The 10,295-nt window shown below is 49.2% G+C and carries 9 protein-coding genes; 1 reads left to right on the forward strand and 8 read right to left on the reverse strand.

What is annotated here, in order from left to right; all coding sequences use genetic code 11:
• A partial coding sequence (locus WC052_05580) for a DEAD/DEAH box helicase family protein (GenBank protein MFA7287104.1) occupies nt 1–1,406 on the forward strand: 1,406 nt, incomplete at its 5' end.
• Nucleotides 1,407–1,693: 287 nt separating this feature from the next.
• Here WC052_05580 and WC052_05585 read toward each other — a convergent pair.
• From WC052_05585 to WC052_05620, 8 genes are all read right to left on the reverse strand, one after another.
• A complete protein-coding gene (locus WC052_05585) occupies nt 1,694–2,674 on the reverse strand; it encodes a hypothetical protein (GenBank protein ID MFA7287105.1) in 981 nt (326 codons plus the stop codon).
• 92 nt (nt 2,675–2,766) lie between these two features.
• Nucleotides 2,767–3,591, reverse strand: coding sequence for a hypothetical protein (locus WC052_05590; protein MFA7287106.1), 825 nt, complete (start codon nt 3,589–3,591; stop codon nt 2,767–2,769).
• Nucleotides 3,592–3,813: 222 nt separating this feature from the next.
• Nucleotides 3,814–4,851: a hypothetical protein gene (locus WC052_05595; GenBank protein MFA7287107.1), complete on the reverse strand. Its 1,038-nt coding sequence runs from the start codon at nt 4,849–4,851 to the stop codon at nt 3,814–3,816.
• 63 nt (nt 4,852–4,914) lie between these two features.
• Nucleotides 4,915–5,877, reverse strand: a complete 963-nt coding sequence (locus tag WC052_05600; GenBank protein ID MFA7287108.1) for a hypothetical protein — start codon at nt 5,875–5,877, stop codon at nt 4,915–4,917.
• A 457-nt stretch (nt 5,878–6,334) separates the two neighbouring features.
• The gene (locus tag WC052_05605; GenBank protein MFA7287109.1) at nt 6,335–6,664 is read right to left on the reverse strand and encodes a hypothetical protein; all 330 of its coding nucleotides are present in this window, start codon (nt 6,662–6,664) and stop codon (nt 6,335–6,337) included.
• A gap of 687 nt (nt 6,665–7,351) precedes the next feature.
• Nucleotides 7,352–8,554: a hypothetical protein gene (locus WC052_05610; GenBank protein MFA7287110.1), complete on the reverse strand. Its 1,203-nt coding sequence runs from the start codon at nt 8,552–8,554 to the stop codon at nt 7,352–7,354.
• A gap of 77 nt (nt 8,555–8,631) precedes the next feature.
• Nucleotides 8,632–9,945: a hypothetical protein gene (locus WC052_05615; GenBank protein ID MFA7287111.1), complete on the reverse strand. Its 1,314-nt coding sequence runs from the start codon at nt 9,943–9,945 to the stop codon at nt 8,632–8,634.
• A gap of 63 nt (nt 9,946–10,008) precedes the next feature.
• Nucleotides 10,009–10,295 (reverse strand): hypothetical protein (locus tag WC052_05620; GenBank protein ID MFA7287112.1); only part of this gene is annotated, 287 nt, incomplete at its 5' end.

The following is a 10,295-nucleotide window of genomic DNA, read 5'->3' on the forward strand; positions in this document are numbered from 1 at the left end:
GCGACGCCGCCATGGAGGCGCACCGCGGCACCGCGTACCTGCAGATGGACACCGGCCTCGGCAAGTCGCGCGTGGGCTGTGCCGTCATCGCGCGGCTCGGGATGCCCGCCCTGGTCGTCGTACCCACCAAGTCCATCGCGGCCGGCTGGGTCGACGAGTTTGCCGAGATATTTCCCGATTTGAGGGTCGGGATGTTTGCCAATCCACCGAAGACGTCCAAGAAAAAACCGGCCGGCCCTGACACTCACGATGTTGTGATAATCATCATCAACACCTTCTACGAAAAAGATCCCGAGTTTCTACACGGATTTGGTGTTATTGTTCTCGACGAGGCTCACGAATATCATAGCAAGGAGTTCAGCCGCGCGTTGTGGCTTTGTCAGACCAAAGCAGTGTTGGGGTTATCAGCGACACCCGACGTGAATCCCACGGGCATGGACAAGTACATTTATCTGCACTTGGGGGCACCGATCTTGCAGGCGTCCATCCCGGGGTTCGACGTCGGTGACGTGCAGTTTCGCGGCGTCGTGCGTGTCGTCGAGTACGCCGGCTCGCCCGCCCACTGCGGCAACGTCGTGACGGCGGCCGGCACGATGTCGGCCATCATGACGATCGGCGCCGTCATCCGCGACGAGGCCCGGCTGCGGCTCGTCGTCGCCGAGATCATCCGCCTCCACGACCTGCACCTCACCGCGCCCGCCGCCGAGCTCGCCGCGCTGGGCCTGGGTCCGCGCCCCGAGGAGGCCGCCACGCCCAAGCACCCCGCCGGCGTGGTGCGGCGCCATGGTGTCTTCGTGTTCGCCGAGCACCGCGAGTACCTGATCGCGATTCGTGACGCGTTGCTCGCGCGCGTGGCGGCCGAGGACATTGACGCGCCCGAGATTGACGCCGCGCCAGTTGCTGTTGCCGCACCAGAAGTCAGCGTATTACGTGGCGGTGTCGCAAAAGCCGACATGACCCGCGCTAAACGTGCCGGCGCGCACATCGTGTTGACCACGTACGGTTTCAGCCGCAGAGGTGTGTCTCTCGCCGACATGACGTCGATCGTCGCGGCCACTCCCCGTCGCAACGGTTCGCGGCAGTTGCTTGGTCGATTCCTGCGACGCGGTTCCGACGAAAGCATCGTGCGCCAAATGGTGGACATCGTCGACGTTCGTACGGGCCTGAAGAGTCAGCTGACCGAACGCATGAAGGAATACCGTGTCAAAAAATACCCGGTGTCACGTGTGAAATGCAGCTGGGAGGACTTCATGCCGGCAGTCGATGCGGCGCCCGATGTCGCTCACGTGGCGATTGCCCCCGCCGTCGCCGCGATGGACATCGTCGCGCTCCTCGCCGCGGCCGCTGGTGGATTCGAGGAAGAACCCGCCGATGCAGAATACGGCATCGAAGACGTGCTGGCGTGAGCGCGTAATTGATTTTTTGCCTGTGATTACGACGAGCCAACTCATAGCTTGGCGCACCCTAATAATCGAAAATATAGAAAACGCACATGGTAGTGCTGAATGCAATTGTCGGAACATAAACAAATCATATGAATTAAGCAAACTTGCAAACTATATGTGCGACGCTTGTCGAAAAATACTCATTGACAAGGACGGCTCTGTCCACTAACGCAAACTATGTGTGTTTTTCGTCAAGCGCCATGGCCAATGGGTTGCGACTCATTAGCAAAAAATACCCACTTTGGGATCTACTCACTTGAAAGTTTCTTCACGAGGAGTGCTAAATCCCAACAATCAGACCACGATAGTAACTTGAGACGTGAAATACCAAGAACATGCATTCTAAATCGAATTCTTTCATTGTTGTGGTCGTTATGCATGGGGCCGAATGTATTCGTGGTAGCATAAACAGCTACTATTTTTGCCATGGACAGAGTGGACAGTTGCAGCTCGCGCAACGTCGACAATTTTTCGACTGTGAGCGTTCGCACGATGCAACGGCGAAGTCGACCGCATTTAATGCGGCTAAGAACACCGGGTTTGCCACGGGTTTCTGATGCCGCGACCTTGTCTCTTGCACGAAACATGCATACTTCTCGAGTGATTGTCACCAACTTGGGTAACACTTTCCATAAATCTTCAGAATCCAGTTCATATACGACAGACGGATACACATCTATCAAATCATTAAACAGTGATACTGTCAATAGTTTTTCATCGAACAAATGGTAAATGCCGAAGTCAGATCCCCGATGTAAAGAAATTTTGTAAGACAATATGCATAGATCTCTTGTTTGTCGATTTACATATGCAATTGCGGCTGGATAGTGTTTTATGGCAATTACACATATTTCCTCAGTTTGTAGTTGTTCAGGAATATATCCCAGATCATATCCCCGCATAGCCACGGCATTTTTACACATTTCGTTTGTTTTGTATCGATCTGGTATATAACCGAAATATCTCCCGTTTGGAAATTGATTAACAATCATGTCGCAAATGAATTTTGTGAATTCGTATTTTAACAAATGAGGCAACATGTCTTCCATATTTTCGCCATCTCTGAACGCACGCAACGCGCGCACTATCATCGCCTCCGTTCTCCACTTGGGAGGCATCAGCTTCACTTCCTCTGGCGCCATGTCCAAACTTTGGACGCATTCCTGTTGCGACAGCTGGCTGCGCTCCTCGCTACTGTACTCTGACAAGGGTTTGATGCCGTCGGCCATTTGTTAGTAATATTCCGTCGAATTCAATTTTAGTGTCTGCGGCGGGTAAAAAATGGCCGCGCTTAGCGAGGGTCCGCTTAGCGAGGGGCCGCTTAGCTGTCGAGTCTCGGCTGGGTTTTTATGACTTTCGCCAATGCCCAGCAATCGGCCCACGAAAGTATCGGTCTCGGTCCGTCAAGCTTGCTGTATCGCATTCTGTCGCTGGATACGCGCATAATAGATCCAAATATGGCAGTAGTTGCGTATTCAGCAATTATTTCCAACATGCACAATGTGGACAATCGCTGTGACAGTAGCGCCGACAGTTTTTCGGCCGTGAGTATTTGCACTATGCAGCGACGTATTTTTTGGCACTTGATTCGGCTAGTAATATCGAATCGCCAACGTTGCGGCTCTGTAGTTCGTGACTTACATATTTCTCGAGCGAGTGATAACAATTTGGGTAAAACTTTCCATAAGTCTACTGAATCCAGTTCATGAACGACATCGGGATTTACGTCAATCATTTCGGAAATCAATAACGGTGTCATCATTGCATTATCGAAGATTCCGTATATATTCGGAATTTCCCCGCCATAACGCGCAGCAGATTTAAACGCTAACATGCATAATTCATGTGTTTGATGATATACATACTCAATTGCGTCTGGACTTCGTTCGATAGTCGCGATACACATTTCTTCGGTTTGTAAGAATGCAGGAACAAATCCCAAATTATATGGCCACGTAATCACGGAAGACATACACATTTCTTTCGTTTTGAATTGGTCCGGAATGCGACATAGATAATCTGATTTCGGAAATTTCGCGGCAAACGTATCGCAAATTGCTTTCGTGAACTCGTCCCTATCCAGAGAATCTATGATATTGCATGCTAATCCATGGTCGTCGTGCAATTGTAGTGCGTACAGTATCATTTCCTCGGTTCTCCACTTGCGCGGTACCAAGAACACTTCTACTTGGGCCTGGGTCAAACTTTGGAGGCATTCTTGTTGCGTTAACTCCGAGAGTTCTTCTGGTTTGTATTTCGATAGGGGTTTGCGGGTGCCTGACATGTTGATGGGTTTCGATCCTCGTATGATAACGAAAACCTCTTATCAATTTTGCAATTGACATAAAAAATAGGTGAGACCTGTGCATTAGCAAGAATACAGACCATTCACAGCATGTGCCAATGCCCAGCAATCAGCCCACGAAAGTATCGGCTGTGGTGGATTGCCAAAACTCTTTCCCTCGGTTGTGCGTCGCTTTCTCTCGATTCGATGTCTGCCGATATCTAGTCCCAACACATCACCAAACGTGTCTGTTGTTGTGTACGCGACGACTATTTCCGTCACAGACAACGTGGACAATTGTAACTCGCACAGCATCGACAGTTTTTCAGCCGTTAGCGTTCGCACAATGTGGCGACGAAGTCTTCCACATTTGATTCTATTCAATACTTTGTCATTTCGGAGAAGTCCATGTGTTGCGTTCAGCGTACATATTTTCCTAGCCATGCACAGTAGCTTGGGCAAGACTTTCCATAAGTCTGCCGAATCCAGTTCACGGATGACATCAGGATCCACATCGATCAATTCGGCAAATAATGTGGGTGTCAACATAGTGTCGTCAAAATATTCGTATACATTGATGGCGCCGTATCCACTGGCGCCTTCCATATTATGTAACGAGTTCCTGAATGCCAGCATGCACAATCCTTTTGTTTGACAGAACACAAACCCAATCGCATTGGGATAATCCATAATAGCAGCATTGCATATTTCTTCGGTTTGCAGGTGCTCAGGAACATGTTCCAGCTCATGTCCTCCCGATGCGACCACAGCGGAAAGACACATTTCATTTGTTTTGAATCGATCTGGTATGTATGCAAGAAATGATGAATCTGGATATCTTTCGGCGATTGTGTTGCATATTGTCTTTGTGAATTCGATGTCACGCATGTTTCGCATAATATCGAATGCTTGCACTCGGTGATTCCTCAGAATAGTCAATATCATCTCCTCTGTTCTCCATTGGCGAGGCACCAGAGAGATCTCTCCCGGTGCCAACGACCAACTTTGGATACATTCTCGTTGCGTCAACAGCGCGCGTTCTTCGTGCGTGTACTCCGATAGAGATCGAGCTCGGGCGTCGAACGCGCGGTCGTAATATTCCAATAAATCGCGATCAGTCATATGTCATTGCCACTGCCGATTCAGTTTTCGTCGCCGCTACAAAAATATCGATCGCGAGTGGCCTTAGTAATCGGATCTCACTAATGCCGCCAATTTCCAGCAATCGTCCCACGACAGCACCGGCCGAGACTTGCCGAGAATCCGACGCTCGATTCTGCTATCGTTTAGTTGCATGGGTCCGAATGTGTCAGTGGTTGCATAGGCGAGCATTATTTCCGTTATGGAGAGGGGGGACAGCTTCAGGTCATGCAGCGTCAACAATTTTTCGGCCGTGAGTGTTCGCACGATGTAACGACGAATTCTCTGGCTTTTGATGATGCTGAGAACTTCGGTTTCATAATATGTTTCTTCGGGTTCCAATTCGAATTTATTAGACGCTCGCTCCTTGCATGCCTCTCGGGTGAACGCCAGCAGTGTTGGTAAAACCTTCCACAGGTCTTCTGAATCCATGTCACGGACAATGTTCGATTCAATATTAATCAATTCTACGAACAGTGATGGTGTTAACACTTCGGCATCGAACATATCATAAATGTCGAACTCAATTTCGGACTTGGGGGAATTCTTGAATGCCAACACACATAATTCTTTTGTTTGCCGATACACATACACAATTCCGTATGGGTTGTGTTCAACAGCGAACTTGCATATTTCTTCGGTTTGCAAGTGTTCGGGAACGTACTCCAGTTCACGCCCCATGGACTCGCGCACGCTAGTATTACACATTTCTCTTGTCTTGAACCGATTCGGAATATAAGCAAGATAATATGCTTTTGGATATTTAGCAGCGATAATGTCGCAAATCTCTTTCGTGAAGTCGTCGGCATCCAGAATTTGCACGAGGTCGTCTACCTCCGCATTGGTCAAACTCTGACGCAGTGCTTGTAATATCATCCCCGAAGTTCTCATCGAACTTGGTGTATCGTACAATATTTGTAGACGATCTCGCCGTTTTTCTTCCTCACGTTCCTCGTCTGCGAGTTGATCGGCCGTGCGAGCATATAGGAGACGGGCTCTGCCTGACATGGTCGTATTCAGCTATCGAACTGAGTTTCAATTTTGAGCATCATGCGCTGCTAGATTAGGCAACTGCCGCAAACTATGGGTACTTTTCGACAAGCTCCGTACCGATGGTTTGCCAATGCTGCTAGATTAGGCAACTGCCGCAAACTATGGGTACTTTTCGACAAGCGCCGTACCGATGGTTTGCCAATGCTGCTAGATTAGGCAACTGCCACAAACCATACGGCGCTTGTCGAAAAGTATCATAGTTTGAGAATTCGTTGCCACGATATCTGAGAATTCGTTGCCACGATATCTGAGAATTCGTTGCCACGATATCTGAGAATTCGTTGCCACGATATCTGAGAATTCGTTGCTACTCGTGGTCTGAAAAATAGTTCGCGGATCACGACCTGAGAATTCGTTGCTACGATATCTGAAAATGCGATGACTCCATAAAAATGAACCTGTTCGGTAAGTGTCACGAACAATGTTTAATGATGACTGCGAGTCGCCATCGCTCGTCCCACGCCAGCAAAGCCGTGTTTCCCGTGAACACTCGGCGCCCGTGATCGTTGACGGTGAAATTGTTTGTAGACGCGACGCAACCAATGATTTCGGCTAGTGCCAAAGCAGATAGATTCAGCGAGTTCAAAGCCATAATTTTTTCCGCGGTGAGCTTGATCACAATGCGTCGTGTTATAATTCGACTAGACACTTCACTCAGCAAATGTGGATATTTATCACGAATCGTCGCAAATAATTTCGCTTCTATCACCCTTAACTGGTCGTAATCAAGATGCCCCAACATGTTGAATCTGTTGCACTCAACCATACTCCACAATACATTTTCCGAAGACAGCACGTCCGCATCGAATCATTTTAGGTCCAGAACACCTGAGTTGGACAATTTTGCGGCAAACAAACATAATTCGGGTGTTTGGTTGTGTACATAACGTATAGTGTGTGGTTCCTTTTGTATCGCTGCTTTACACACTGCATCGGTTTGAAGCGATGGTGGCACAAATCTCAGCAGATATGATTGCTTATCAACAGCTGTCAGACACATATTCACCGTTTTCATTGAATCGGGGAAATATTGTATGTTGCTAGGACTGCCTGAAGCCGCGTAACAAATTTCGTTTGTAAACTCATCATGATGCAATTGCGATATCAAATTACAATAATTATCCCTTAATCTGAATCCATAAGTATATGAACCCGAAATCCATTCCAGTATCATCGATTCGGTTCTCCATTTACGTGGCACAAGATGTAATTGTGTCTTATCGTTGTGTAAATGGCTGAGACAGGTTTCCCATGTGAGTTTCTCTCGTTCTTCCTTGGTTAGGTCATGCAGTGTTTTGCGTTGCATGGTTGGTTGTGTCGACGTACGGCACACTTCAATTATGGTAGACGAGGGCATTGTTATCGTATGGTAAATGACTGAGAAAAATAGACGACATTGTGGGTTGCGTTATCACCCGACATGATAAGTCTACGTGGCTTCTCGCACCATCACCGCGAGATTCCATCGGTCAAGCTGGGTCAGATGGCGAGCGCGGTCCATGAACGTGGCGCGGGCGTGAATATGTGGCTTAAACAGCGCGTAAGTATCAAGGCAGAATGCGATTTCACTTAAGAGATTGATCGAGAGGTTGCCCGATAACAATGCCGCGAGTTTCTCGACGATAATGGCACGAACGACAAATCGTCGGTGGGTGCCCAATAGGAATTCATTGAACCGAACCTTGTTTTCTCGATATGTGCGCAGACACCTTTTTTTGGTTGGGGGCGGGTATCGTTCGTGGCAAGCAGTGCCTCTCCAATCGGGTACACCACGCTGTGCAGCGATTTGCTGTGCTACGTGTCGCATTTTTGGTGTGTGGACATGCGCATACTTGAGCGCTCTAACGTTCATTTGAATTGCGCTGATGCACAATTCCTCTGTTTGGTTGTGAATGTAAAGTAGGTTTGAGCATTCTTCTTTTATAGCGGCATCACACACGCGGTCGGTTTGTTTATCGGGATCTATGTCGATTATGCAATTAAAGTTGTTGGCGATTGCCAATAAACACAAATCCTCAGTTTGGTTTACGACGTAACGTATTGCGTACGGATTAGCTTTAACGGCGACCAAACACATCGCCGGCGTTTGCATGTGGATCGGCACATATCGAAGAGCGGGCGATTCGTGTGGAGTGCTTGGCGCGCGGATCGCCACGTTACACAATTCTTCGGTGAGGAATTGTTTTGGCACATATGCAAGCGCGCCCTGACATTTAGATACCGCGTGTAGACACATTTCCATTGATTTGTCGTCCTCATGTATATCATCTAAAGACGTCGGTTCTTTTTCTATCGCGAGCATCATCATTTCTTGTGTTGGTTCATACATGATCGGCAATCTTTGCAATGGTCTTCTGAACGCGGAACGACGAATTATGTACTCGCCAATTGCTCGCTGTTCCAGAAAGGGAGTGGTGACCGACATTCTGCTGAGTGCGAGTGGATTTTTTGCCAGCGCTACCATGCATAACGTTTCGGTGCGTTCATCCACATCCAAGGTTGCGAGCACATTTTCGTTTTGCAACACCGCGTATAAATTCATGTCCGGGGTGCGCAGGTGCCGCGGAATGTGGTCGACGCTGTCCGGGCCCGCGTGCAGCGACGTCCACGCCTCTTCCGTTGTCGTGATCATGTAAGCTTTTGACTCCCCGATTCAATTCCGGCGCAAGTCCAAAAAATGACGGCGCGAGCACAAAAATGACGGCGCCCCTACAAACGCCGAACACGAATTCGGACGCGCTTACGTTTGGGGGCGGCCCACATCGACGCGGCTTCTCGCACCATCGCCGAGAGGTTCCAGCGATCAAGCTGGGTCAGGTGACGGGCGCGGCCCATGAACTCGGCCCGTAGTGGGGCGAGTGGTCGAAATATCGCGTAAGTGTCGAGACAGAACGCGACTTCACTCAGCAGATTGGTTGAGAGATTGTTCGATACCAGAGCAGTGAGTTTCTCGCAAACTATGACGCGAACAATATATCGGCGATGTGAATCCTGTTGAATTTCTTTGAAGAGGTCTTTTGATTTTCGATATTTGACCAGACATCTCTCTTTGGTCTGGCCTCTGTTTATCGGAGCGTTGATGTACGATTGCCCGACATCTGAACTCGTACGGTTGGCGATCTCTATTAATTGGGGTGTTCTGTCGCGCACATTCCAGATCGCGCGCCAGTCATGTTGTACGGCGAGCAGACACATTTTTGGTGTTTGATTGTGGATGAGGCTCAATGCACGATAATTCATTCGAATTGCTTTGATGCATAATGTCTCGGTCTGATTGCGTATGTAGTAGAGGTTGTCCCAGCGTACTGATATTGCAGCATCACAGACTTTGTCGGTCTGCCGATCGGGATCTATGTCTCGTATGCTGCCGTGGGCGCCAGCAATCGCCAATAGACACAAGTCTTCTGTTTGTTCGACCACATAACGTATCGCTTGTGGCCACGCCGCTACGGCTGCTCGGCACATCGGCGGCGTCTGCATGTGGCGTGGCACGTATCGAAGAGCTGGCACATCAGTTCTCACGAATGGTGCGCGAACTGCAAGATTGCACAATTCTTCGGTCATAAATTGTTTTGGCACGTATGCGAACACGTTTTGTCGCTTGGACACTGCATGCTTGCACAGTTCCATTGTTATGCATCTTGACGGGATGTCTATCAATGACACCGGGTCTTGTTCGATCGCGAACTTCACCATTTCCGGCGTCAACTGATATATGTGCGGCAGCCATTGCGTTGGTCGAGAACCATTTTTGCGTATAATGTATTCGCCAATAGATCGATTGTTCAGGAATGGCTTGTCGTAGTCCGCGAACATACACTTGAGACTACTTGGATCTTTTGCGAGCGCGACCATGCATAACGTTTCGGTGCGTTCCTCGACGTCCAAGGTTGCGAGCACCTTTTCGTTTTGCAGCACCGCGTACAGATTCATGTCCGGGGTTCGCAGGTGTCGCGGAATGTGGGCGACGCTTCTCGGGGCCGTGTGCAGCGATGCCCACGCCTGCTCCGCCGTCGTGATCATGCCGTATTGACACTTGGCGCGCGATTCAAATGTCGCCCGGGCAAAAAATGGTTGACAGGGGCGCTAAGTCATCGGCGTCCAGTGTTTCACACACGCGGCGACATCCCAGCGGCGTTTTCGCGACAGATGGCTGTCGCGTCCTGTGATTCTGTCTCGGGCTGAACTCTGTCTCGGAAACAGGTCGGCCCCGTCGAGCACCGCGATGATTTCACTCAGTAACGCTGCAGACATGTTCAGCGGGCGCAACACCGAGACTTTATCTGTCAAGGTAACTTGAACTACGTGAACACGATTGTCTTCGTCCAGAATGGATTCGAACACTGATCTTTTGCGACGATAAGCACCGAGAC

The organism is Patescibacteria group bacterium, assembly GCA_041675205.1.
Lineage (GTDB): Bacteria > Patescibacteriota > Patescibacteriia > GWA2-46-9 > GWA2-46-9 > JBAYUF01.